General features: G+C 39.3%; 28 protein-coding genes and 1 pseudogene. 25 read left to right on the top strand and 4 right to left on the bottom strand.

What is annotated here, in order from left to right; translation table 11 throughout:
• The first annotated feature begins 128 nt into the window (after positions 1 to 128).
• Positions 129 to 374 (top strand): hypothetical protein, encoded by a 246-nt coding sequence (locus tag F946_RS13240; protein ID WP_004695190.1) that lies wholly within the window; start codon positions 129 to 131, stop codon positions 372 to 374.
• Positions 375 to 765: 391 nt separating this feature from the next.
• Entirely contained in the window at positions 766 to 1,905 is a 1,140-nt protein-coding gene (locus tag F946_RS13235) for a PQQ-dependent sugar dehydrogenase (RefSeq protein ID WP_035326791.1), read from the top strand.
• A gap of 52 nt (positions 1,906 to 1,957) precedes the next feature.
• Here the strand turns inward: F946_RS13235 and F946_RS13230 are convergent, their stop codons facing one another.
• Together F946_RS13230 and ygfZ are read right to left on the bottom strand one after the other, a co-directional pair.
• Positions 1,958 to 3,826: an AAA family ATPase gene (locus tag F946_RS13230; RefSeq protein ID WP_004983100.1), complete on the bottom strand. Its 1,869-nt coding sequence runs from the start codon at positions 3,824 to 3,826 to the stop codon at positions 1,958 to 1,960.
• Positions 3,827 to 3,882: 56 nt separating this feature from the next.
• Positions 3,883 to 4,605: a CAF17-like 4Fe-4S cluster assembly/insertion protein YgfZ gene (gene ygfZ, locus F946_RS13225; RefSeq protein WP_004983093.1), complete on the bottom strand. Its 723-nt coding sequence runs from the start codon at positions 4,603 to 4,605 to the stop codon at positions 3,883 to 3,885.
• Between the two features lie 261 nt (positions 4,606 to 4,866).
• Between ygfZ and acnD the strand changes: the two genes are divergently transcribed.
• The 8 genes and pseudogenes from acnD to F946_RS13195 all read left to right on the top strand — a co-directional run bounded on the left by acnD (position 4,867) and on the right by F946_RS13195 (position 11,340).
• A complete protein-coding gene (gene acnD, locus F946_RS13220) occupies positions 4,867 to 7,491 on the top strand; it encodes a Fe/S-dependent 2-methylisocitrate dehydratase AcnD (RefSeq protein ID WP_004983091.1) in 2,625 nt (874 codons plus the stop codon).
• Between the two features lie 67 nt (positions 7,492 to 7,558).
• Entirely contained in the window at positions 7,559 to 8,044 is a 486-nt protein-coding gene (locus tag F946_RS13215) for a hypothetical protein (RefSeq protein ID WP_004983087.1), read from the top strand.
• A gap of 48 nt (positions 8,045 to 8,092) precedes the next feature.
• Positions 8,093 to 8,227, top strand: a pseudogene (locus tag F946_RS17570) (hypothetical protein); the annotation flags it as partial.
• A gap of 214 nt (positions 8,228 to 8,441) precedes the next feature.
• Complete coding sequence (locus tag F946_RS13210; RefSeq protein WP_004983085.1) at positions 8,442 to 9,086, top strand: DUF5343 domain-containing protein; 645 nt, start codon at positions 8,442 to 8,444, stop codon at positions 9,084 to 9,086.
• Between the two features lies 1 nt (position 9,087).
• Positions 9,088 to 9,669, top strand: coding sequence for a Swt1 family HEPN domain-containing protein (locus F946_RS13205; protein ID WP_004983084.1), 582 nt, complete (start codon positions 9,088 to 9,090; stop codon positions 9,667 to 9,669).
• 394 nt (positions 9,670 to 10,063) lie between these two features.
• Positions 10,064 to 10,207, top strand: a complete 144-nt coding sequence (locus F946_RS17105; protein ID WP_004695201.1) for a zinc ribbon-containing protein — start codon at positions 10,064 to 10,066, stop codon at positions 10,205 to 10,207.
• A gap of 118 nt (positions 10,208 to 10,325) precedes the next feature.
• A complete protein-coding gene (locus F946_RS13200) occupies positions 10,326 to 10,901 on the top strand; it encodes a DUF4126 domain-containing protein (protein ID WP_004983081.1) in 576 nt (191 codons plus the stop codon).
• Positions 10,902 to 11,133: 232 nt separating this feature from the next.
• The gene (locus F946_RS13195) at positions 11,134 to 11,340 is read left to right on the top strand and encodes a hypothetical protein (RefSeq protein ID WP_004983077.1); all 207 of its coding nucleotides are present in this window, start codon (positions 11,134 to 11,136) and stop codon (positions 11,338 to 11,340) included.
• A gap of 81 nt (positions 11,341 to 11,421) precedes the next feature.
• Here F946_RS13195 and F946_RS13190 read toward each other — a convergent pair whose 3' ends face one another.
• Complete coding sequence (locus F946_RS13190; RefSeq protein WP_004983076.1) at positions 11,422 to 11,775, bottom strand: hypothetical protein; 354 nt, start codon at positions 11,773 to 11,775, stop codon at positions 11,422 to 11,424.
• Between the two features lie 211 nt (positions 11,776 to 11,986).
• On the opposite strand from F946_RS13190, the gene F946_RS13185 reads away from it, so the two are divergent.
• The 15 genes from F946_RS13185 to F946_RS13120 all read left to right on the top strand — a co-directional run bounded on the left by F946_RS13185 (position 11,987) and on the right by F946_RS13120 (position 21,898).
• Complete coding sequence (locus F946_RS13185; RefSeq protein WP_004983073.1) at positions 11,987 to 12,694, top strand: hypothetical protein; 708 nt, start codon at positions 11,987 to 11,989, stop codon at positions 12,692 to 12,694.
• A gap of 107 nt (positions 12,695 to 12,801) precedes the next feature.
• The gene (locus F946_RS13180) at positions 12,802 to 13,074 is read left to right on the top strand and encodes a hypothetical protein (RefSeq protein ID WP_004983070.1); all 273 of its coding nucleotides are present in this window, start codon (positions 12,802 to 12,804) and stop codon (positions 13,072 to 13,074) included.
• Positions 13,075 to 13,662: 588 nt separating this feature from the next.
• On the top strand, positions 13,663 to 14,058 hold the full coding sequence (locus tag F946_RS13175; protein WP_004695213.1) for a VOC family protein: 396 nt from the start codon (positions 13,663 to 13,665) through the stop codon (positions 14,056 to 14,058).
• 638 nt (positions 14,059 to 14,696) lie between these two features.
• The gene (locus tag F946_RS13170; RefSeq protein ID WP_004983068.1) at positions 14,697 to 15,362 is read left to right on the top strand and encodes an RluA family pseudouridine synthase; all 666 of its coding nucleotides are present in this window, start codon (positions 14,697 to 14,699) and stop codon (positions 15,360 to 15,362) included.
• A gap of 260 nt (positions 15,363 to 15,622) precedes the next feature.
• Positions 15,623 to 15,721, top strand: a complete 99-nt coding sequence (locus F946_RS17565) for a hypothetical protein (protein ID WP_407637084.1) — start codon at positions 15,623 to 15,625, stop codon at positions 15,719 to 15,721.
• A complete protein-coding gene (locus tag F946_RS13165) occupies positions 15,675 to 16,586 on the top strand; it encodes an SNIPE associated domain-containing protein (protein WP_407637083.1) in 912 nt (303 codons plus the stop codon). Before F946_RS17565 ends, F946_RS13165 begins: the two co-directional genes overlap by 47 nt.
• Before the next feature lie 150 nt (positions 16,587 to 16,736).
• A complete protein-coding gene (locus F946_RS13160; protein ID WP_004695219.1) occupies positions 16,737 to 17,123 on the top strand; it encodes a ribonuclease E inhibitor RraB in 387 nt (128 codons plus the stop codon).
• A gap of 171 nt (positions 17,124 to 17,294) precedes the next feature.
• A complete protein-coding gene (locus tag F946_RS13155; protein WP_004983064.1) occupies positions 17,295 to 17,741 on the top strand; it encodes an SRPBCC family protein in 447 nt (148 codons plus the stop codon).
• A gap of 59 nt (positions 17,742 to 17,800) precedes the next feature.
• On the top strand, positions 17,801 to 18,151 hold the full coding sequence (locus F946_RS13150) for a DUF488 domain-containing protein (protein WP_004983061.1): 351 nt from the start codon (positions 17,801 to 17,803) through the stop codon (positions 18,149 to 18,151).
• A 179-nt stretch (positions 18,152 to 18,330) separates the two neighbouring features.
• Entirely contained in the window at positions 18,331 to 18,669 is a 339-nt protein-coding gene (locus tag F946_RS13145) for a zinc ribbon domain-containing protein YjdM (RefSeq protein ID WP_004695225.1), read from the top strand.
• A 139-nt stretch (positions 18,670 to 18,808) separates the two neighbouring features.
• A complete protein-coding gene (locus F946_RS13140) occupies positions 18,809 to 19,174 on the top strand; it encodes a 5-carboxymethyl-2-hydroxymuconate Delta-isomerase (protein ID WP_004983060.1) in 366 nt (121 codons plus the stop codon).
• A 233-nt stretch (positions 19,175 to 19,407) separates the two neighbouring features.
• Positions 19,408 to 19,743: a YegP family protein gene (locus F946_RS13135; protein ID WP_004695228.1), complete on the top strand. Its 336-nt coding sequence runs from the start codon at positions 19,408 to 19,410 to the stop codon at positions 19,741 to 19,743.
• A 110-nt stretch (positions 19,744 to 19,853) separates the two neighbouring features.
• Positions 19,854 to 20,300 (top strand): YybH family protein, encoded by a 447-nt coding sequence (locus F946_RS13130; protein ID WP_004983058.1) that lies wholly within the window; start codon positions 19,854 to 19,856, stop codon positions 20,298 to 20,300.
• Between the two features lie 98 nt (positions 20,301 to 20,398).
• Positions 20,399 to 20,803 (top strand): NUDIX hydrolase, encoded by a 405-nt coding sequence (locus F946_RS13125; protein ID WP_004983057.1) that lies wholly within the window; start codon positions 20,399 to 20,401, stop codon positions 20,801 to 20,803.
• Between the two features lie 39 nt (positions 20,804 to 20,842).
• Complete coding sequence (locus F946_RS13120; protein ID WP_004983055.1) at positions 20,843 to 21,898, top strand: DUF1176 domain-containing protein; 1,056 nt, start codon at positions 20,843 to 20,845, stop codon at positions 21,896 to 21,898.
• Here F946_RS13120 and F946_RS13115 read toward each other — a convergent pair.
• The gene (locus F946_RS13115) at positions 21,895 to 22,830 is read right to left on the bottom strand and encodes a tRNA dihydrouridine synthase (RefSeq protein WP_035327020.1); all 936 of its coding nucleotides are present in this window, start codon (positions 22,828 to 22,830) and stop codon (positions 21,895 to 21,897) included. The genes F946_RS13120 and F946_RS13115 overlap by 4 nt on opposite strands.
• Between the last annotated feature and the right edge of the window lie 57 nt (positions 22,831 to 22,887).

Here is a 22,887-nt window from a genome sequence, read left to right as displayed (position 1 = left end):
CCGCGTGCTGTAGGGTGGAAAGGACCGAAACGTGTTATTGCTATTTGCAGCTGATGGCTTCGGGTTTTATTAGGATTCTGGCTTAGATTCTGTTTAAATAGCGCTGAAAAATGAGAAACGAGTTCAGCATGTTTATTAAGTCAATTAAGCGAAATTATTTAAAAGTTTTGGCCGATGAGTCGATTCCAGATGGCGAAAAAATTGATGCCTTATTGATGAAATTGGGTGGTGAGTTTTTAGTGAGCAAAGATGACCGCGTGTATATCTTTGAAAAAGACGGTGTGACCGCAAAATTTGATGCTAAACATGCACGAGACTTTTCATTTAAAGACTATCTCTGCAAAGACATGAATAAGCTGTTTCATGATTTTTGATGTTTAATCTTCATTGAAGATGAGTGAACTATTAAATAAGGCTCTAAAAATAGTTTAAGTCCTTAGATGAGCCTTTTATCCAAGAACTGATGCTTGCTATAGAGTTCTAAAGCAATAACTTTTTTTATGTTTTGTTTATACCCGAAGAACGAGTGTGAATGTCTTTACCCACTGCAAAGATACTTGCAGTGGTCAGGCTAAAAGATAATATAAAATAATAGTTTGTATATGAAGAGCCTATACGCTTTTATACCAAAAGCATTTGATTCTGTACTCCTACTCAAGTTATATCATATAAAAAAGAAAGTTACTTTTCATAAGATGAATTGTGAGGTATCACAATATGAAGAAGAAAATACTGTCAATCTTACTTCTAAGTTTATGTTGTTCAATGGCAGTTTTAGCAGGGCAGCCAAATCTTGTGCCTCATCAAATCAACTTGAAAAATGGGAAGCGCTTTTCTCTCAATCTGCCAGAAAATTACGACATCATTCCTGCGGCTGAGGGTTTAAAACGCGTTCGTTTTTTTAGCAAAGCACCTGACGGTAGAATGTTTGTAACGGACATGCATGATTTAACCGACAATAAAAAAGGCATCGTTTATGTTTTGGATGAGTGGAATGCTAAAACGGGTAAATTCAGTAAAATAATTCCTTATATGACAGGTTTGAAAAATCCAAATTCAGTCCAGTTTTATACCGATTCTTCAGGGCAAGATTGGTTATATTTGGCTGAAACTCATCAGCTCACCCGACGGAAATTTACCCAAGGTGAAATAAAACCAACGGCCAAAGCTGAAGTTTTAGCGACTTTTCCTGATTATGGTTTAAGTTATAAATATGGTGGCTGGCATTTAACACGAACCATTGCCGTGGGTGGGAACGGAAAAATGTACGTTTCAGTCGGCTCAAGTTGTAATGCTTGTGCCGAGAAAGAAAAAGTTCGAGCAACAGTTTTAGAAATGAATCCCGATGGTTCGGAACAAAAGATTTATGCCACAGGCTTACGCAATGCTGTCGGTTTGAAATGGGTGGGTAAATTTTTATTTGCCACCAATCAAGGTGCAGATCATCTGGGTAAACATAAACCTGATGAAACTTTTTATGCACTCATGCGTGATGCAAATTATGGTTGGGCTTCATGCTATTCGTCGAATGGTAAAATTTTAGCAGACCCAAAATTTAAACGTCCAACAGGATGTAAAAATGTACCATCTCCTTATGCTTATTTTCCTGCACATTCATCTGCACTAGGCTTTGACTATTTTGATGATCCAAATACGGATGACCTCATTAAAAACTCTTTTTTAGTGGCTCTGCATGGTTCTACGGATGCCACAATTGGTCATGGTTATAAAATTGTGATTATGCGTAAAGGGCAAAAACTTGAAACCTTTATGGATGGTTTTTTAGTGGGGAATAAGGTGAATGGTCGACCTGCGGATATTTACCGTATAGATGCAAATTCCTTTTATTTTTCAGATGATAAGGGTGGTGTGGTTTATTATGTGAGGAAGGAAGAGCCTTCATAGCTCTAAAAAAAACCAAAGCATCTTGGGCTTTGGCTATATCTGATAGTTCGTTCTACCTATTACACTTTTCAATATGCTGGAAAATACGTTCGCAAAGTTCTTTCGCTTTTGGTGTAAGTTGCCAATTAGGATGATCATCAAAATCTTTAATGATTTCACGGCAAAAATCTAATTTATATTTAATAGTTCCTACACCTTGTCCGTCAGCAAAAGCCGTTTTTGTAGTGGTAGATGTAGGTTTCTTGATTGCTTGATCAAGAAGTTTTCCGATACCAAACTCACTATGATCAAAATAGTTTTCATCAGTAATTTCATCAATTAATAGTATGTCATAGCTCTTTTTAGTTTCGGCTCTCAATCGAGAAAACTTAGATTTAGCCACATTAATGATTGAATCTTTAGGTAAAGTATTTTCTGTTTCTTTACATTTAAGAATGAAGTAATTTTCTTTTTTAAATTCAGTTTGTAAAGCTTTAACACGCTCAGGTTTATTTTTAATATCGCCATCTGCAATAAGTAGCATTTCACTTGCTACAGCTTTGGCGCTAAGTCCTTTGTCATCTAAATGATCTGCGTAATCATCACTAAATGACCAGTGCGTTAGGTTACTTCCTGAGTATTCCACAAATGTGTAGTGATAATTTGGCATAAAACGACGGTATTTTTTATATTGTTCAGAACCAGATTTTTCTAATTCGGCTAAATATTTTTCCATATATTTAGTGATATACAAGCGGTCAGTAATGCCTTCGACCCAAATGGTGCAGTTAGCTAAATAAACCGAAGAGGGTTTTAGTCCAAGTGAAGCAAGCAGGTCACGATCTCGGTCACAGCGATAAATTTTAAAATCAAAGCCATCTTTAGGATTCTCTTTTGGTTGTTTTACGAATTTTTGGATGATGACTTGATCTGATTCATCTGCCATATCTAAAAGATGATTGGAATGTGTTGTGAAAAAATAATAGTGTTTGGTTTCATTTAGATAGAAGTTCATCAACTGACGAACCATGCCCGCATGCATATGCAGTTCAGGCTCTTCTATAAAGAAAGCATGTGTTTCATCTTTTTTAATAAAAGCTTCATAAGTTAAGATAATGACTTGTTGTAAGCCATCACCTAATTCTGAAATAGGCAATTGTCTGTCGTTTCCAATTTTAATATTTACAACATCTTGATCATGTTTGGGGATGAGTGTAATTGACTCATTGTCAAAGAAATATTGGCTGAGTTTTTCTTCATAATTTTTAATGATTTCTCGTTGTTCAGGTTCACCAAGTAAGTGCGTTTTTAGTTCATGATATAAACATTCGCCCGTAATGATGTTTTTTGAATTAAATTTTTGGCTATTAGAAAAGTAATCTTTTTGAGCTCTTTCTATATACGGTTGTTTATTTTCTATTTCAGTGACAGGGCGCATACCTCTTAGAATTGGAATATAAAATTTTTCTAGATCAAAGTTTACAGTAGAGGTGTTTGTAATCTGATTTGTAAAAAGTTCTTTCGCTTGAGGCGCATTATTGTTGCTAACAAGTAAGTTTAAGACACCTAAATTGGAAAGATATTGTAGAATATGACTGAATTGCTGAATAGCCTGATTTCTTCTACTGATAGTGAGGTTATTTTTTAAGTCATTGAAAGTATTTGAAAAATACTCATAATTTGGGTTTTTTCTAGTTTGGTTGTAAATATCATCATTTAATTTTTTATCTATTTTACATAATTTTAAGAACAGTTCAGATTGATAAAAAGTTTGCGAATTAAGTGATTTAAATAAATTTCTCAAAAAACGACTTTTTCCCGCATTATTTTTACCAATAAAAAAGTTTAGCCGTTTTATTTCTATAACTTGATCATAGTCCTGTTCATTGTCTGAACTATAGTTTTCTAAATTTTCAGCCCAATAGTATAATTTTTCAGTCATTAAAAAGCCCCTAAATCTAGGAGCTAATTTATCACAACATTTTAAAAAATATAAACTTACTGCGGTCTTGCCACATCACCATTTAAGCGTTCTGGTAAGTCTAAAACTGTCACATCCAGTTCGGTCAAAGACTCAGGACGTGCCACCACCAACGCGATATAACCGTCATCAAGCGCAGCGCTATTCACCACTTGAATACCTTTATTCAACTGTTCAGCTTGCGCAGGTGCACTGCCTGTACCCTGAATTAAATGCAACCATGCTTTGGGTTTGGCTTTAAACCATAAACGTGCAATCACTTCCTGACCCAAGTAACAACCTTTGTCATAGTGCACGCCTTCACGTTGGTGTAAACGTAGCTCTTGAGGTTGAAACACATGCTCAATGGCTTGGTCGATAAACGCTTCACCATGAGTAATGGCTTGCACTTGCCATGCAGCAATATCGGTAGGCTCAGCAGAAAAGGTGGTGCGGTCTTGCGTGAAGGTTGGAAAAACTGAACCCATAGGTTCAAGTTTCATTTTAGAGAAAGCACCAAACTTTTTAATGTGTTTAGCAAACTCTTCTGACTGGTCTTGAGTGGTCACAATTTCAAAATGTTCAGGGTTACGTTTTGTCAGCCACAAACCAAAGTGGATACGGCCTTTCAAGTCACAAATGGCGGTGTATTGCGTTGTATTTTCAGCTAAAGCTTCAACGTTGACCGTCACTTGGCCTTGTAAAAATTTGAGTGCATCTACACCAATTAAAGTGAAAGAGGAGAAAGCTAGATCGCTCATGAATTGCTCGCCTACCTTAAAATCTAATACTAAAGAATTAGGGCTATTTTCCGCTATTTTTCAGAAAAAATCATATTTAGAGTAAATATTTAAAAGTTAATGTAACTAAATATTTCAAAACCCCCTGTTTTTATATCTAAGTATATGAAATATAAACGATTTGGGAAATGGGTTTTCGACAGTGTAGTATGCCTAGCAGACAAAGATGAATTGTCTAGTAAAGACAGTGAAGAAAAATGAAACACCAAAGGCAGGAACGCTATGAACAATAATCACCGCAAACCACTGCAAGGCACCCAGCTAGAATACTTTGATGTGCGAGAAGCCGTTGAACAGATTCAGCCAGGCGCTTATGCAAAACTTCCATACACCTCAAAAGTATTGGCTGAACAGTTAGTGCGTCGTTGTGATCCTGCCATTTTGGAGCAGTCACTAAAAGAATTAATTTTCTCAAAACAAGATCACGATTTCCCTTGGTATCCTGCGCGTGTGGTGTGCCATGACATTCTTGGACAAACGGCATTGGTTGACCTTGCTGGTTTACGTGATGCGATTGCAGACCAAGGTGGCGACCCATCTAAAGTGAATCCTGTTGTGCCGACTCAGTTGATTGTCGATCACTCTTTAGCAGTGGAATTCGGTGGTTTTGATCCAGAGGCGTTTGAGAAAAACCGTGCCATTGAAGACCGTCGTAATGAAGACCGTTTCCACTTCATCGAATGGACTAAGACAGCATTTGAAAATGTTGATGTGATTCCTGCGGGTAACGGCATCATGCACCAAATCAACTTGGAGAAAATGTCTCCTGTGGTACAAAGTCGTGAAGGTTTGGCATTCCCAGATACTTGTGTAGGTACGGATTCACACACACCACATACCGATGCGCTCGGTGTAATTTCGATTGGTGTCGGTGGTTTAGAAGCTGAAAATGTAATGTTAGGTCGTGCATCGTGGATGCGTCTTCCTGACATTATCGGGGTTGAATTTGTTGGGCAACGTCAAGCAGGGATCACTGCAACCGATATCGTTTTAGCATTGACTGAATTCTTGCGTAAAGAGCGTGTAGTCGGTGCATACCTTGAGTTCTTTGGTGAAGGCGCAGACAGCATGTCTGTGGGTGATCGTGCCACGATTTCCAATATGACCCCTGAATATGGCGCAACTGCGGCAATGTTCTATATTGACCAAAATACGATTGATTATTTAACCCTGACAGGTCGTGAAGCTGAGCAAGTTGCACTTGTTGAGAACTATGCCAAAGAAATTGGTCTTTGGGCATCGGATATGAAACAAGCGGAATATCCACGTGTACTTCGCTTCGATCTTTCAACGGTAACACGTAATATTGCAGGCCCATCAAACCCACATGCTCGTGTATCAACTGCGGATTTAAAAGAAAAAGGCATTGCGGGTGTTGTTGAAAATCGTACCGATGGCTTAATGCCTGACGGTGCTGTGATTATTGCTGCAATTACTTCTTGTACCAATACATCAAACCCACGTAATACCGTTGCCGCAGGTTTATTGGCACGTAAAGCTAATGAATTGGGCTTAACACGTAAGCCTTGGGTGAAATCTTCTTTTGCACCTGGTTCTAAAGCTGCTGCTTTGTATCTTGAAGAAGCAGGTGTGTTGGATGACTTAGAAAAACTCGGTTTTGGTATCGTAGCGTATGCATGTACCACATGTAACGGTATGTCTGGTGCTTTAGATCCAAAACTGCAACAAGAAATTATTGACCGTGATTTGTATGCAACTGCGGTACTTTCGGGTAACCGTAACTTCGATGGTCGTATCCATCCTTATGCAAAACAAGCATTCTTGGCATCACCTCCGCTGGTTGTAGCGTATGCGATTGCAGGAACCATTCGTTTTGATATCGAAAAAGATGCATTAGGAAACGACAAAGACGGTCATCCAATTTACCTGAAAGACATTTGGCCTTCTGATGAAGAAATTGATGCATTGGTCAAAGAAGCGGTGAAACCTGAACAGTTCCGTAAAGTGTATATTCCAATGTTTGATTTAGGCGTAACGGAAAAAGCGGCAAGTCCGCTATATGACTGGCGTCCGCAAAGTACCTATATCCGCCGTCCGCCGTATTGGGAAGGGGCTCTGGCTGCACCTCGTACACTGGCAAATATGCGTCCGCTTGCAATCTTGCCTGACAACATCACCACGGATCATTTGTCACCATCGAATGCAATTATGATGGATTCGGCAGCAGGTGAATATCTACGTAAAATGGGTGTGCCTGAAGAAGACTTTAACTCCTATGCAACGCACCGTGGTGACCACTTGACTGCACAACGTGCGACATTTGCGAATCCAAAATTGTTTAATGAAATGGTGGTTCGTGCGGACGGTACGATCAAGCAAGGTTCGAAAGCACGCGTAGAGCCTGAAGGCGAAGTGATGCGTATGTGGGAAGCGATTGAAACTTATATGAATCGTAAGCAACCGTTGATCATCATTGCAGGTAAAGACTATGGTCAGGGTTCTAGCCGTGACTGGGCTGCTAAGGGTGTTCGTCTTGCTGGTGTTGAAGCGATTGTGGCGGAAGGTTTTGAGCGTATTCACCGTACTAACTTAGTCGGGATGGGCGTGTTACCGCTTGAGTTTAAAGCAGGAACTGACCGTAAAACTTTAGGTTTAGATGGTACGGAGCTGTATAGCGTGATTGGTAATATCGCGCCGCGTTCGACGTTAACTTTAGTCATTGAGCGTGCGACGGATGAAGGTAAGAGTGAAATTGTTGAAGTGCCTGTCACTTGTCGTCTAGATACTGAAGAAGAAGTGTCTGTATATGAAGCGGGTGGTGTATTGCAGCGCTTTGCGCAGGATTTTTTAGAAAGTCAGTCAGATAAAGAGCAATTAAGAGCTTAATTTAAAGTATTTGAAATTGTTTAAAAAAAGCCCTACTTTAGAGTGGGGTTTTTTAATAGAGATACGAATGGAACAGCATACTATAATTTTGAACTGGGAAGGTCCTTTTACGTTGGAAGAGGTTCTAGAAAATAAGCAAAAATCTAATGGGTTATATATTATTACAGGGAAAGGTAAATACGAAAGAGATTTAGATATTCAGTATTGCGGAATAACAGAAGGTAGTTTTTATAATAGGTTGAAAAATCATCATAAAGCTTCTTTAGTGACTAGGGAGCAAGAAATTTGGTTAGCAAAAGCAGAATATCCAGCTGAAGCAACTAGGACGTTCTTAGAAAAGGCTGAATCTATAATTGTTTATTTCTGGCAGCCTAATCTGAATGATAGAAAAAAAGTCTATCCACCTACACCTATAACGTTGGTCAATAAGTGGTACAAAACAGACGGATCACCTCGATTACGTCAACATCCGATAATGAAGAATTTAGCTGATGTACTATGTTGGGATGGCGAAATGTGGAGAACAGGTAATTTAAGCGTTTACGATAATTAAAAATATAACTTTTTTGCAGTAGTGATGACTACGAATGCGATAGATAGAGGTAAAAGGCAGGTTGTTGAAGTACCTGTAACTTGTCGTCTAGATACTAAAGAAGAAGTGTCTATGTGCAAAGCAGATTGTGTATTACAACGTATTAGGCAGGATTACTTTAGAGGGAATAGTATAAAATATTAATTATATTTAATAAAAACCCTATCATTTAATAGGGTTTTTATTAAAAAGATTATAGCATTTTGTAGTATTGGTTAATTTTCATATAAAAATATTAATTATCTTTGATAAAAATGTTAAAAATTAGTTTGTTCAAATTTTAATTTATTGATTGAATTTTACTCAATAATATTTTATTGTTAAAGGATTTAATAAATCTAAAATTACAGAGAAAGTAATGAGCACATCATATCCTCCTTATATGAATTCCACAGGGCTAATAACTAAAATTCTTGAAAAGATTCGAGTTGCGGCAACGCCAGATAGATTTACTCAGGATTTTTTATCAACTGAGTTAGGATTTAATAATGGTGGAGCCAGGGCGTTTATTTCATTAGCAAAAAAAATAGGTTTTCTAAGCAGTGACGGTAGTCCAACTGATTTATATAAGCAATTTAGAAATTCAAATACTTCAATTTCTAAAGCTGCAATGGCAGAAGCGATCAAGAAGGGCTATTCAGATATTTATATACGTAATGAGTATGCTCACAATCTGAGTAAAAATGATCTTGAAGGGTTAATCATGGAAATGACAGGCTCTGAAAAAGGAAATAAGACAGTTCAGGCAGTAATAGGATCATTTGAGGCTTTGAAGCGGTTTGCTAGCTTTAATGTTTCAACTACTGATATTGTCCATCAAAAAGACAATGAAAATGATAGTCCTGAACCATCTTTAGAAGATGAAATTCCAAAGAAAAGTATTGATGAAAATATAGATTTGAATCTGTCATATACTATTAATCTAGTTTTACCGAAAACAGATGATGTGGCAGTTTTTAATGCAATTTTTAAAAGTTTAAGAGAGCATTTATTAAGGAAGTGATATGCAGAATAAAATTAAATTATTTGCAATGTCTAACCAGATGACTGAAAGAGCATTAGACTATTTTGAAAGAGAAACAAAAATTGATTTAGGTCGAGAAATCGAAAGTTCTGCTGAAGATAAAGACAATCAATATTATCCGCAATTTCAACATAATATTAGAGTAGAAGCTAAGGAAATGGCCTTACATTACGAGATTTTCTATTGTTTAGAGGTTTCAATTAGAAATATTGTTAAAGAAAAGTTGCGATCAGAATTAGGCGAAAGTTGGTGGGATGTTTCAGATATTCCTGAAAATATCAAAAAAAATGTAAAAGATAATATTCAAAGAGAGATAGATTCGGCTTTTACTCAAAGATCAGATGATGAGCTTGATTACACAACATTTGGTGAGTTAGGTGAAATTGTAAGGAAAAATTGGGAAAGATTTGGTGATATTTTTAATAGCCAAAAGGGGTTTAATCGAGTGATGAATAATTTGAATTTGTTGCGAGGCCCCATAGCACATTGTAGTCCTTTAGCAGAGGATGAAGTTGTACGATTAAGGCTCACTCTTAGAGACTGGTTTAGATTAATGGAGTGATCATTTATTTTTGTATCAAATAAATGATCAGTTTTTATTATTAGATACTTCTCTACATACTTATTTTTAATTTTTATAAAATAAAAATACAGAAATTATATTGGTCATTTTCGTATCTAATGAATAGATATGTTTTTAACGTATTTGTCTCTGTTTAATTTATAGTTATTGTTTCATGTTTTGGACACCGTGTTGCTGAATGTTTCTCTTTTAACGAAGTAGATGGTTTAGTAACACTAAAATTTGCTACCTAACACCTTGTAAGACGTTTAGATTTTCTATGGAAATCATTTCTTGCCCAAATGCCATCATCATTTGTCGAAATGATCAATAGACATTCATCATAAAAGGCATATACTAGTAAGACCATTTTCTAAACATATGGAGAACAAAAATGGTTACTGCTGGCGAAAAACCTGGAACAGGCTTCTATTTTTGTGTTCAATGCGGACACCGCGTCTACTTAGAAATTGGTACAGATCGTTTACCCCCGTGTACCAAATGCCAAGGCAATCAATTTAACAATAAGAATGCCTAAGCTAAAGATTTAACAGTTACCCACTGTTTTAAAGAAAAGCCCTATCACCCGATAGGGCTTTTTGCTAAGTTATAAAAAAGATAAAAACATCCCAACTTAGGCCACATAGGAAAAGCACATGGAAACCATATTAGGACTTTGTATCGGTATTGGCTTAAGTGCGGCCTGTGGCTTTCGTGTCTTTGTCCCGCTCTTGGTCATGAGCCTTGCATCTATTATGGGTTGGTTCGAGCCCATGCAAGGTTTTGAATGGTTAAGCATGCCATCGGTATGCATTGCCTTAGCTATTGCAACTGTCTGTGAAATAGCAGCCTATTACATACCATGGGTCGACAACGCTTTAGACACCATTGCAACGCCAGCTGCAATGGTCGCAGGAACACTCACCACTATGGCAGTCAGCAGCGGGGAAATGTCGCAGTTTGCCAGTTGGGCTGCCGCAATCATTATCGGTGGGGGAACAGCAGGCGCCGTGCAAATGAGTACCGTTGCTGTCCGAGGAGTTTCAACCGCGACGACAGGTGGAGTTGCCAACCCTTTGGTGTCTACCGTGGAATGGGTCGGAGCCGTTTTACTGTCCGTACTGTCACTACTGGTTCCAGTCCTGGTGGTGATTGTGGGTATTATTTTAGCAATTTGGGCCGTGCGTTGGTTTAAACGTAAAAAACAAGAAAGTATCAGCACCCCTTTATAGTCTCGGCAGTTTTCTTATGGCGTTGCTGGGTCTCTAAATTTTAAAAATAGAGTGGCTAATTTTTCGGTTATATGGGCATCAATTCTTCTATGTTGATATGACTTAGAGGTCAGTTTCACTTTTAAAATAATGGTTGATTTTTATACGGTATCCGTTTAATTTTATAAATACATACTTTTTGTATGGTTTTATTTGTGGTTGAACTTTATAAAAATTATTCGGGGAACTGTAAATGATAAAATTTATTGTAAATGAACAGCCTAGTGAAAAAGGCATCCATCATATTCATAATGCATCCTTAGGCTGTGCAGACTTACCCAGCTTGGAGGATCAAATTTTGATTGGTTATTTTGCCAATTACGAGCTGGCTTATAAACGGGCAAGAATGAACTGGCCTAGAGAAAAAGTCGAAGGTTGTGACAAGTGTTGTTTCAACTAATCAAAAACAAAAAAGCTCTGCAAATTATTTAGAGCTTTTCATTGTTGGATATGGATGTTCTATTTTTTAGGTACTACAAGATTAATGAATTTCAATTCGGGTCGTGACTTTAATTTTTCGACACTCTCGGTCAGCTTCGACTAAAGCACGAATTTTAAAGTCAGAAAATCGAACCACTCGGTTTTGCATGGCAAACTGTTCAGATGTTTTAATTTCTAAGCACTGAAAAGGACGCAGATTTTTTAGGATGTGCTTTTGTTTTTCCGTCATGTTCTGTGTCGATAAATATGCATAGCCTTTGGTGGTTTTTAACAATACTTCATGTGGCTGTGCTTCGGTTGAGCTGGTGACTTTGACGATATGTGTTTTTAACACTTTGCATGCACTGAGGGAAAGCGCAAGGCATAGCATCAGTAGGGCAGTTTTGGTTTTCATGATGAAGCGTATTTGAATGGTCTTTCGCCACTTTAGCCGAAAGTTTTCAACGGCAGCAATCAAAAAATGACACGGATACAGTCATCTGCTTTAACTGTAGAGCATCCTACAAATAGACTTCTGATAAATGCTAAGCTGTGGCACTGATGTCAAAAATGAAGCATTCATTAGTGTGCTCTTTACCTACTTTACTTAAAAAATTAAGCAAACTATGAAAAATCAGTTCATTCTCACTTCTCTAATGTTCGCTGCAATGTTGGGTATATCCACCAATCTGTGTGCGGAAAACTTAAGCGTAGCGGATATAGCGGATATTCAGCGACAAAAAGCCACCAGCCAATACCAAGCTTACCTTCCCGCAAAATATACAGTGTTTGAGGTCGTACAAGGGGACTTAAACAAAGATGGCTTGAAAGATGTGGTTTTAATCGTCAAAGGTACAGATCCGAAACAGTGGGTCACCGATGAATACCGAGGAAAACTAGATCGCAACCGCCGTGGTGTGATTGTATTGTTGAATACCAAAGGGCGTTACCAAAAAGTGGTTCAGAACCTGTCACTATTTTCTTCAGAAAATGAAGATGGCGGTGTGTACTTTGCGCCTGACTTGGTGCCCTCTATCGAAAAAGGCCTGTTAAAACTACATTATGCACATGGTCGTTATGGATATTGGGCCTATCAGTTCCGTTTAGAGGGGCGTGATATGCGCTTGATTGGCTATGACAGTTCAGATAATTTTGGCCCTTATGTGAACAGTGAAACCAGTGTCAATTTTCTCACCGCTAAGAAGCTGGTCAGAGAAAATCTCAACAAAGACTCGGATAGCGACCCTAAATTTAAAGAAATATGGAGCAAAGTGAGTGTTGCTCCGCTGTATTTGAGCAAAATTCAGGACATCGATGATCTGAGTCTTGAATAGTGTTGGCTTAGTTTTTGCTAACTTATATTTCAAAAATGCACTTTTATGAGTGACGTGAGTCTGAGGCATCAGTCACATGACTGCTTGATCATGTATAGGGGAAAGAGATGGAAAGTAAAGAACTGGCCTTGAGTGTTGAAGAGAAACCTAAGCTGAGTACAGCTGCTCATTTGATGGCAGGTTGGCCTTTGTTTTTAGTGATGATTGGTGGTGCAATCGGTGGAGCCTTAGCTGTGGTTGCGTATGTAATTAACCGAAAAATCTATCTGTCTCAGCTCAGCAATATGCAAAAGGTGCTTGCCAATTTACTCTGTGGTATGTCTGCGATCAGTTTATGGTGGTTTATTGCAACATGGTTGCAAGGCTATATGAGGACTTAAGCGTTCTGAAATGATGGTGTAAAAAATGATAGAAGTTCATTTTTATGCGATGAAATAGATGATTCAACTGTCGTTATGAATATTTTTATCAAGTCTGGTTTTATTTATGGAAATATTTTTCATCATCGCTTGAAATTAGCTAATCTTCGGAAATTCATCCCGCACCAATTTGCTTAATATAGCGTTTAAGGGCACAGGAATCGAAAAGAGTAGTTTGCGACTCGTTATCTATCAGATCAGCGTCGTACTTACCCACAAGGTCTCGATTCAGCTTAGGACGCTATAGATTATCCATTTATAGGCAAAAGTTTAGAACTTACCCAGTTTTAACCGTTGAAGTTATCTCCTGATCCCTAGAAACCACATGATAAAAACAACACGATAAAAGACACGTCCATTCAAATATTTTCTTCCATTTTAAACGTCTATATTGCCCCGAATTTATCCAAATATTTGCTCTAACTGTGACCAAACAAATTGGCGCTTTGGTTTGCGAAAACGGCTTTAAAAAAATTGCGATTTGATAACATTGGAACGCTTTGAGTTCTGCTATAACCATTAAAAGTCTGATAAAAATATGGAACAACAATGAAAATATATGTCACCAGTATCATGGTCGATAGCCAAGAAAAAGCCTGTCAGTTTTATACAGAAAAACTCGGTTTTAAAATCAAACATGATGTACCTGTGGGGGAGTATCGTTGGCTGACCTTGGTTTCACCCGAAAGTCCAGAGGGTGTTGAACTGCTACTGGAGCCTGATGCACATCCCGCGGCACAGCCGTTTAAGGCCGCAATTAAAGCAGATCTAATTCCCTATACTTCTTTTCAAGTAGATGACCTTGATGCGGAATATGAGCGACTCAAAAACTTAGGGGTGCGCTTTACTAGTGAACCGATGCGGGCCGGAAAAGTCAAAGTTGCAGTCTTTGATGATACCTGCGGGAATCTCATTCAGCTGATGCAGGTCTGTGCAGGAAGTTGAATTTCTCATCTGTGATGCAGCAAAGAAATAAAATCCTGAGAAAAGCGCTTTTATGTGAGAAAAAAATCATAAATACGCTGCATTTGGGAAAATATTTTTTAGATAACCTGAAAGCCAAGATTTTTTTCCAAAAATAGCCAAAAAGACTTTATCTTCGGGAAACAATCCCGCCCTTGGATTGTTAAATTATATCTCAAGGGTGTGACGGGATCGAAAAGAGTAGCATGCTACCAGTGGCGCAAAACGCGTGAGTAGTACTTACCCAAAAGGTCTTGATTCGGCTTAGGACGCTATAAATCAAAAGTTTATAGGCTATAAGATCATCACTTACAAAGTTATGATAGTTGAAGTAAACAACATGTTTTCCCAGACACCCTAAAAAATTTGAACTCGAATAAAATATAAATCAAAAAAAATAAATTTTAATATTTCCCGCGAAAACCGAAAAATCCTGCTGTTGTAGTTTCACTTACATCATTTTATTTTAAGCTTTCAATCTAATCAGCGCTGCTAAAAAGCTGGCTTTATATAGGGTGATGGGCGCCTAGGATTAAGCTGTTTTCGATATTTGGTGAATGATTGACAGCAGAAACACAGCTTGCTATTTTTCGCGCTCGCTTTTGTATGCTGTTATTCCTATGGCTCTAAATGACAACTTTATATATTCACCACCCCAAGAAGACTTGGTGATCGTTTATGAAGACGATGATTTGGTGGTAATTGAAAAGCCTGCGGGCTTGTTGTCTGTACCGGGGCGTTTACCAGAACACCAAGATAGTGCCTATTTACGGGTTTTAGCGCAGTACCCACATGCCAAAATTACCCATCGTTTAGATATGGCGACCTCGGGAATTTTAATGTTTGCCAAGCACCGCGATGCCGAAGTCGCCGTCAGCAAAATGTTCCAAGCCCGCACGGTGGATAAACACTATATTGCTTTAGTTCAAGGCCAGTTGGATGCCGAAGGCAGTGTTGAAGTGCCCCTGATTACTGACTGGGAAAATCGACCACGGCAGATTGTGCACTTTGAACTAGGTAAGCCTGCAAAAACACTTTATCAAGCTCTTAGCTATGATACTGAGACCGATATTACGCGAGTTTTACTGACCCCAATTACGGGGCGCTCACATCAGCTCCGTGTGCATATGCAATATATTGGGCATCCAATTACAGGGGATAAGTTGTATCACCCTGAGCCGACACGAAGTCCATTAAAACGTATGGCTTTACATGCCAGTTTTCTCGCCTTTCAGCAGCCTTTAAGTGGACAATCGGTTGCGATTCATGGAAGTGTGCCATTCTAACTGTGTCACACTTTATTTCTATTTTGAGAAATACTTAAAATTTGGGATATCGGGCAGTTTAAAAAACCGTTAGCGTAAGTTGTGTAAGTATCCTTTTATCCAGTGTGCTTATCTTTGTGGAAATTAACATTTGAGTTTGGCTTTTTGGCCATGGTTACGACTGAATGAAAATAGGTTTGTCTGTTCCAAGGCTTAGTGTTCGAATTTGATGTGTTCTTACAGCAGAGTCTTTAAAAGAAAAATGATGTTCCCTTAGGGAGATAGACCATGCTTTATGTATTCGCTGTCATTCTTGTGCTGCTGTGTGCGGTTATATGCTGGCAAAAAATACACAGCCTTGCCCAAAAAAAGAAGATTGAATCCTTAGAAATCAATTTAGAGCGCAGTCGAAACAGTTTAGAAGTTTATGAACAGCAGCAAAGTGAATTACAACATCGGCTGACCAGTTTAAGAATTGAGCTTGGAACACTCAGACAACGTAACGAAACTTTGAGTCCTTACCAAGAAATTACTGATGTTGAGCACTATGTTATTGAACGGCACAACCAAGTGGAATTGTTTGCTGAAACGGTCAAATTTGATGCTGAACAAATGCTTAAACAATGTCGGCAGCACATTGAAAAAGTACATCACTTCTTAACGGAGTATGAGCGTAAAGCCAAAGAAGTTACCATGCAGCGCGCCAGAGAAAAACTGGGTGCTTTTTTTCACATGGCTGAAGAGCGACAACATCTGGCTGAAATATCAAAGGCCTTACACCATAAAATTGAAACCTACAGCCAAAGTTATCAACTGCCTTCGGAGCAGTTATTAGATGAACTCATCGAAGGCTATGGGAAAACAGATGCGGCCTGTCATCTACTGAAAGTTCGGCAACAGGTGATTCGTGCGGTTGAGCAAAACGACGTTGTGAACTGCGCCTTTATGGATGAACATCGGCGATTATCGATGATGGTTTTGGTTTCACAGTTGTTTAATACGAAAGCAGACTTTTATTTACAACGTGTGAGCAAAGACAATCTTGGCCTTTTGATTCAAGCTTTGCAGGATGACTTTACCCTGATCAATCACTATGGTGTGGCTTTCGGTCATACTCAGATACAAGAGCGTTATCTAGCTTTACGCTTAGAAGAACTTAAGTTTGCAGCCTTATTAGAAAACTTAAAAAGGAGTGATTTACAGTTTCAAGCGGACATTTTAGTTGAAGATCGGGTTTTACAATAACGCGGCAAAGTCTACGTGCAATAAAGTCCAAACAACCTTCGAAAAATCAGATGTAACTGCTATAAAAATGAGCAAAATATGCTATGTTGAAGTCACTATTTTGTCACTTGCCAACGATATATTGGCTAAAAAGATAACAAGGACATACGCATGACACGTGATTATGAATTATATCCAGATGATGATAACGGAAATGTACTTTGGCAAATGGCTGAGGATGGCGACGACCTATCTGAACCGCATGAAATAGAATATTCGATTGCCTTTCAAGAGCAGTCACAAGCAGAAAAGTGTGCGTTGTATTTATTACAAGAAGAGCAAAAAATCACTTTGTTTGTCGATGAAGAAAGCGACGTATCTGAGTGGATTATTACCATCTATGTGTATATGGAACCTGAGTATTCAGACATTGTTGACTTAGAACAATGGTTTACTAAAATTGCAGAACAGTTTGGTGGTGAATATGACGGCTGGGGCTGTATGGCCTATGTCTATGACGACGAAGATGATGAGGACTATGAGCAAGGTCAAGCCTAAGAAATGGTCAAAGTTAAAGCATGTTGAAAAACATGCTTTTTTTGTTGGTGGGTAGAAAAAGACAGCAGGCCACGTTTGGCTATTTAAAAAAAAGATGCACAAAAAAAATACAGTATGTGGGTTTGAGCGTTTTAAAATAAATCTGAATATTTGAAAAGAACGAGAACAATCATGTCAAATAGTGTTCAATTACACCGCGTATTTAGTGCGCCCGTCGAGCGCGTCTATCGTGCTTTTACCACCGCAGATGCTTTAGTGAAGTGGATGGCACCACACGGTTTTACCGCACATGTAGATCACTTTGATTTGCGAGAAGGTGGTCAATATCGCATGTTCTTTACCAACTTCAGTACAGGCATGCAGCATTCATTTCATGGCACTTATCATGAAATTGTTGAAAACTGTTTATTACGCTATACCGATGAGTTCGATGTACCTGAACTAGCAGGAAAAATTGAAGTGCGTGTTGAGTTTAAAGAAGTATCTGTCGGTACAGAGGTTCATATTACGCAGTCTGGTTTACCCGATGTGATTCCTGTCGATGGCTGTTATCTGGGCTGGCAAGAGTCATTGCAACTCTTGGCTTTTTTAGTGAATCCAGACATTCCTGATGAATAGTGAATTGTCATCGTTGAACAATAGAATAAGTTGCACAATAGATTTAAAAGGAGTTTTGCATGCCAATACGCATGAAGCGGATTTATGCACCTGTCGAGGCAGAGGATGGCAAACGGGTTTTGGTCGATCGGTTGTGGCCACGAGGGGTGTCAAAACTTGAGGCTAAAATAGATGAATGGCCAAAAATTCTCACGCCATCCAATGAACTACGGAAATGGTATCACCAAGACATGGTGGCACACTGGGATGAGTTTAAAGTCCGTTATATGAAAGAACTGGAAGCACATCCCGCCGAGTTGAATGATTTACGCCAACTGGCAGTACGTGAGCAAATCACTTTACTCACCGCAGCCAAAGAAGAACAGCATAACCATGTGGTGATTTTGAAGCAGTGTTTGGAACAAAAGTAAGTATTGAGCTGATGCTACTACAGGGGAAATTTATATTTTCCTAGGCTTTATTTTATTCATCCCATGATAAGGCTAAAGCCTTAAAATAAATATGTGATTCGCATCGCTTTCGTCTGAAAAATGCTATATTGGCGCTTTGAGCAATGTGAATTGCTTATTTTTTTATTTTTGAGGTTTTTATGTCTTTACCCAACTGCCCAAAATGCCAGTCCGAATATACCTATGAAGATGGTGACTTGCTGATTTGCCCTGAATGTTCAAACGAATGGAAAGAGGGAGAAGCAACAGAAGAAGTGGTGGCAATTAAAGATGCTAACGGCAACTTACTTGCTGACGGTGACACGGTAACGGTGATTAAAGATTTAAAAATTAAAGGTTCGTCATCGGTGGTGAAAGTCGGAACCAAAGTGAAAAATATTCGTTTACTGCCAGATGCCGCAGATGGTCATGACATTGACTGTAAGATTGACGGTGTCGGTGCGATGAAACTGAAATCTGAGTATGTGAAAAAAGCCTAATCCGCTGAGTTTGCAGTTCGAGATTAAAACGGAGTCAATTAGACTCCGTTTTTGTTTTTTAGCCATTTTGAAAAGATATTAAGCGTTGAAACACCAGCACAGCATGCTATAAAGATAAAAACCTGTTGAAGAATACGCTATGCCACATATCCACCTTGAATATTCAGACAATATCGATACCCTTGAAGTTAAGCCGATGTTACTGGCGTTAAACCAAGCTTTGCTGGATGGACAGTTTGTACAATCGGGCAATGAAGTGAAAAGTCGTGCCATTCGACAGTCCGATTTTGTGATTGGGGTAGAAGGCGATGCACAGGCTTATTTGCATGCCAAAGTGTCTTTATTAAGCGGACGAGATGAAGCCACTAAGTGTGCCATTTCGAGCCAATTGCTTAAAACCTTGCAGCAAAACTTTACTGCTCCTCAGGATTTAACGGTACAAATTTGTGTAGAAATTATTGAAATGCCAAAAAGCAGTTATAGCAAATTGGTATTAAAAGCATAAAATTATGAAGAGTGCCAAACCGTTTATTGGGCCGATATCGCGTGTCATTTAAACGGTTTGTGGCTGTCATGCGTTATTCATATAGCGCTGTTATTTTAAAAAAATAAAATTTGGGCTGGTAGTAAATGCACTTTTTTTTATAAAAGAAGTCATTTATATTTTATGAAATTGGATGATTTTTTATTCGGTTTTGGTGGGTCTACAATCACTTTAAAATAACAATAGGTGAGCTTATGTCAGGATGGTACGAAGTAAGTCAGGCAAATGATGGCCAATATCGCTTTGTTTTAAAAGCGGGAAATGGCGAGGTCATTTTGACCAGTGAACTGTATAAAGCAAAAGCATCAGCACATAATGGAATTGAGTCGGTGCAAAAAAATAGCCCCGATGATACGCGTTATGAACGCTTAGAAGCCAAAAATGGTAAACCTTATTTTAACTTAAAGGCTGCCAATCATCAGATTATTGGTACCAGTCAGTTTTATGCCAGTGAGCAATCCCGAGATAAAGGCATTGAATCGGTCAAAAACAATGGTTCAAGTACCACGATTAAGGATTTGACGACTTAAGATCAGATTACATATTTTGCTTGTTTTAAGAATTAAAGAAAACCGCGTGTTTGCTATGGATGGCGCACGCGTTTTTTTATGCGGTTTGATTTGTAGTGTGGGAGTGTGATGTGGATTTTCGATTAGTTGGAGATGAGCATGCAGGGCATGAAATTATCTTCAAACTCAAACAATGGGATGATGCCATTTGTAAAATGGATGTACAAAATATCATTCGTCTTTGTCAGAGTGATGTCAGCTTGTTTGATATTGGGTTTGAGCTACAAGGCGTGCAAGCCTATCAAGAATTGTGGAGACGATATGCCCCATTTTTTCAAGGGGAAATCAAAGTGTTCAGGCGTGACATCAATATTTTTAGTCGTGATGGTTTAGCTTTTTTACATTGTTATTCTAAACTGGATCATGCCAGTGGTGTTGCAACCCCAGAGATTCCTTGGTGCAGAACCACGCTATGTTTTCAAAAAACGGCAGGTGAGTGGTTGGTTGCCCATCAGCATATTTCGGTGCCTGTGGACTTTGAAACTAAAGTGTCAAAGCCGATTTATTTTCCAGACTGAATCTGACTAAAGCTTTAGCTTGGGCACAGATAGAACCACCTCAGTTTTAGTGGGCTATGTTTGAATGACAACATGAACAATTTAAGAAGAAGGTATCTATGGCATTTCAAGACTTTTACCGACTGAGTTCTCATGCAGTGCTGACCAATGACGCAGGACAGGTTTTGCTACTGAAAGCCAATTATGCCGATCAGGCTTGGGGGCTACCCGGTGGAGCCTTGGATATGGGAGAAACTATTCATCAGGCTTTGCTGCGTGAGTGCCAAGAAGAACTTGGTTGTCAGGTTCAGATCGATTATTTGTCGGGTGTGTATTTTCATTCGGCAGTGACCTCGCATGCCTTTATTTTTAGATGTCATTTGGCTGCATCTGCTGAGATCAGGCTTAGTGATGAACATACGGCCTATGCTTGGTTTGATCTAGATCAGCTGTCGAAAGTACAACGGATACGCGTTGAAGATTGTTTAAATTACACAGGTATCGTGCAAAGCCGAAGTTTTTGAGTGCAAGATTAAGATTCCTCTGAAGTGGAGTGAGTGCATATGTTGAATAATAAAATCATAAAACGAAATAGTCCCATTATTGGTGTGTTGCTGATGAGTGCCTTGAGCCAGTTGACTCATGCTGAAACGGGTAACTATTTTATGCATAAAGACTGGGAGCTTGCCTGTGATAATACGGGTATGTGCCGTGCGGTAGGATATCAAAGTGATGCTCAGTTTGGTCATCCAGTTTCATTACTGATTTCTCGTCCCGCAGGTGCAGGCAGTGCGGTGCTCAGCCAAATTCAAGTGGCTGAGGAGTTTACGCAGGATACTGAAGCCAGTTTAAACGTAGGAGGAACATCTCTGGGGAGCCTGACCATTGATGCCAAGAAAAGTACAGCGAAACTGTCCAGTGCTCAAAGTGCGCAGTTGCTAAAGGCTTTGGTAGGTGCAGAAGATATTCGTCTCACGACCCAAGCACAGCAATGGCAAATTTCAACTGCTGGGGCAAATGCAGTTTTGCTTAAAATGGATGATATACAAAAACGTGTAAATACACCGAACGCGGTATATCAAAAAGGTAATCAGTCTGAGCAAAATGTTCTACAGCCCAAAGCCATCCCTAGAATTGGTATTACGGGATACCGACCTGCGGTTGCCAGCCACTTTGCCGTGGACAGTAAAAATGCCCATCAACTTTTTAAAAAGTTAAAAGCAACAACAGATGAACAAGACTGTCCAAATTTGTATGAGGCACGGTTTTTTGAGGATGATCGGGTTTCAGTCTATCCGCTGAATACAGAGCAAGTGGTGGTTCAAGTGCCATGCTGGCGTGGAGCATACAATGAAGGTCTAGGCTACTGGGTTATGGACAAAGCATTACAAAAGATTCAGCAGCAAGTCACCACATCAGGCTCAAGTTTTAGTGAGGCACAAATTTTCTCAGAGCAAAAAGGTCGGGGTATCGCAGACTGTGGTATTCGTTCCGAGTGGGCTTGGAATGGAAAGGTTTTTGTCCTCAGTTATCAGGCACAATCGCAGCAATGTAAAGGCTTTGCAGGTGGTGCGTGGAACTTACCCACTTATGTCGCGATCGTTGCGCGAACGGATTAAGTCGCGCTTGCGTTTAGTTTAAGAATAATGTCATCCAGCGGCTTGATACGTTTGACTTCATCCCAGAGGGCTTTGGCTTCTGGATAGTGTTTAGACATCATGCCAAGCCATTGCTTATAACGTCCGACCATATTCATTTCTTTTTTATAGCCGCTGTTTAAGAAACGGATTTGTAAGGTCAGTAGCTCATTCCATGTCAGCAAAGGTGTGTCGATATTTTGACGAATACATTGGGTCAAATCAGGTGTGGTCACGGCACCACGTCCAATCATCAAATCTTCACAGCCAGACTCTAAGCGACACTGTTTCGCGTCTGCATTGTTCCAAATTTCACCATTAGCAATCACATTGATCTTCAATGCTTCACGAATCGGGCGGAGCTGATCCCAAAAAGCGGGTGGGGTATAACCATCGGCTTTGGTACGTGCATGCACGGTAACCCATGCTGCACCTGCATCTTCGATGGCATGAGCATTGTCCAGCATATAATGTCTGTCCATATAGCCTAAGCGCATTTTCGCAGAAACAGGAATGTGTGCAGGAACAGCATCACGTACTGCTTTGACCAGTTCATGTACCACTTCTGGCTCATCTAAAAGCACCGAGCCACCACGGTGACGGTTCACGGTTTTGGCTGGACAGCCAAAATTCATATCAATGGCGGGTGCACCGAGTTTCACTGCACGGATGGCATTGGCAGCCAACATTTCAGGGTCATTGCCCAAAAACTGCACATGCACGGGTGTTCCCGCTGCTGTTTTTCCGCCATTGAGTAATTCTGGGCAATACTGGTGGTAAATATGATCGGGTAAGACTGAATTGGTCACACGGATAAACTCGGTCACACACCAGTCGAAGCTACCTACAGACGTGAGCACATCACGCATGATTGGGTCGGTTAAGCCTTCCATTGGTGCAAGAATGAGTTTCACAGCGGTGTCACCAGTCAAATAGAAAAACGGTGTTATACGCAAATCCGATCACGCTGT

The sequence above is a fragment of the Acinetobacter johnsonii ANC 3681 genome, assembly GCF_000368805.1.
Classification (GTDB): Bacteria; Pseudomonadota; Gammaproteobacteria; order Pseudomonadales; family Moraxellaceae; genus Acinetobacter; species Acinetobacter johnsonii.
The sequence above is the reverse complement of the archived record's forward strand: the minus strand, read 5'-3'. Positions and strand labels throughout refer to the sequence as shown.

Coding starts and splice junctions, on each gene's coding strand:
- F946_RS13240 (WP_004695190.1), top strand. CDS start 129: ATGTTTATTAAGTCAATTAAGCGAAATTATTTAAAAGTTTTGGCCGAT.
- F946_RS13235 (WP_035326791.1), top strand. CDS start 766: ATGGCAGTTTTAGCAGGGCAGCCAAATCTTGTGCCTCATCAAATCAAC.
- F946_RS13230 (WP_004983100.1), bottom strand. CDS start 3,826: ATGACTGAAAAATTATACTATTGGGCTGAAAATTTAGAAAACTATAGT.
- ygfZ (WP_004983093.1), bottom strand. CDS start 4,605: ATGAGCGATCTAGCTTTCTCCTCTTTCACTTTAATTGGTGTAGATGCA.
- acnD (WP_004983091.1), top strand. CDS start 4,867: ATGAACAATAATCACCGCAAACCACTGCAAGGCACCCAGCTAGAATAC.
- F946_RS13215 (WP_004983087.1), top strand. CDS start 7,559: ATGGAACAGCATACTATAATTTTGAACTGGGAAGGTCCTTTTACGTTG.
- F946_RS13210 (WP_004983085.1), top strand. CDS start 8,442: ATGAGCACATCATATCCTCCTTATATGAATTCCACAGGGCTAATAACT.
- F946_RS13205 (WP_004983084.1), top strand. CDS start 9,088: ATGCAGAATAAAATTAAATTATTTGCAATGTCTAACCAGATGACTGAA.
- F946_RS17105 (WP_004695201.1), top strand. CDS start 10,064: ATGGTTACTGCTGGCGAAAAACCTGGAACAGGCTTCTATTTTTGTGTT.
- F946_RS13200 (WP_004983081.1), top strand. CDS start 10,326: ATGGAAACCATATTAGGACTTTGTATCGGTATTGGCTTAAGTGCGGCC.
- F946_RS13195 (WP_004983077.1), top strand. CDS start 11,134: ATGATAAAATTTATTGTAAATGAACAGCCTAGTGAAAAAGGCATCCAT.
- F946_RS13190 (WP_004983076.1), bottom strand. CDS start 11,775: ATGAAAACCAAAACTGCCCTACTGATGCTATGCCTTGCGCTTTCCCTC.
- F946_RS13185 (WP_004983073.1), top strand. CDS start 11,987: ATGAAAAATCAGTTCATTCTCACTTCTCTAATGTTCGCTGCAATGTTG.
- F946_RS13180 (WP_004983070.1), top strand. CDS start 12,802: ATGGAAAGTAAAGAACTGGCCTTGAGTGTTGAAGAGAAACCTAAGCTG.
- F946_RS13175 (WP_004695213.1), top strand. CDS start 13,663: ATGAAAATATATGTCACCAGTATCATGGTCGATAGCCAAGAAAAAGCC.
- F946_RS13170 (WP_004983068.1), top strand. CDS start 14,697: ATGGCTCTAAATGACAACTTTATATATTCACCACCCCAAGAAGACTTG.
- F946_RS13160 (WP_004695219.1), top strand. CDS start 16,737: ATGACACGTGATTATGAATTATATCCAGATGATGATAACGGAAATGTA.
- F946_RS13155 (WP_004983064.1), top strand. CDS start 17,295: ATGTCAAATAGTGTTCAATTACACCGCGTATTTAGTGCGCCCGTCGAG.
- F946_RS13150 (WP_004983061.1), top strand. CDS start 17,801: ATGCCAATACGCATGAAGCGGATTTATGCACCTGTCGAGGCAGAGGAT.
- F946_RS13145 (WP_004695225.1), top strand. CDS start 18,331: ATGTCTTTACCCAACTGCCCAAAATGCCAGTCCGAATATACCTATGAA.
- F946_RS13140 (WP_004983060.1), top strand. CDS start 18,809: ATGCCACATATCCACCTTGAATATTCAGACAATATCGATACCCTTGAA.
- F946_RS13135 (WP_004695228.1), top strand. CDS start 19,408: ATGTCAGGATGGTACGAAGTAAGTCAGGCAAATGATGGCCAATATCGC.
- F946_RS13125 (WP_004983057.1), top strand. CDS start 20,399: ATGGCATTTCAAGACTTTTACCGACTGAGTTCTCATGCAGTGCTGACC.
- F946_RS13120 (WP_004983055.1), top strand. CDS start 20,843: ATGTTGAATAATAAAATCATAAAACGAAATAGTCCCATTATTGGTGTG.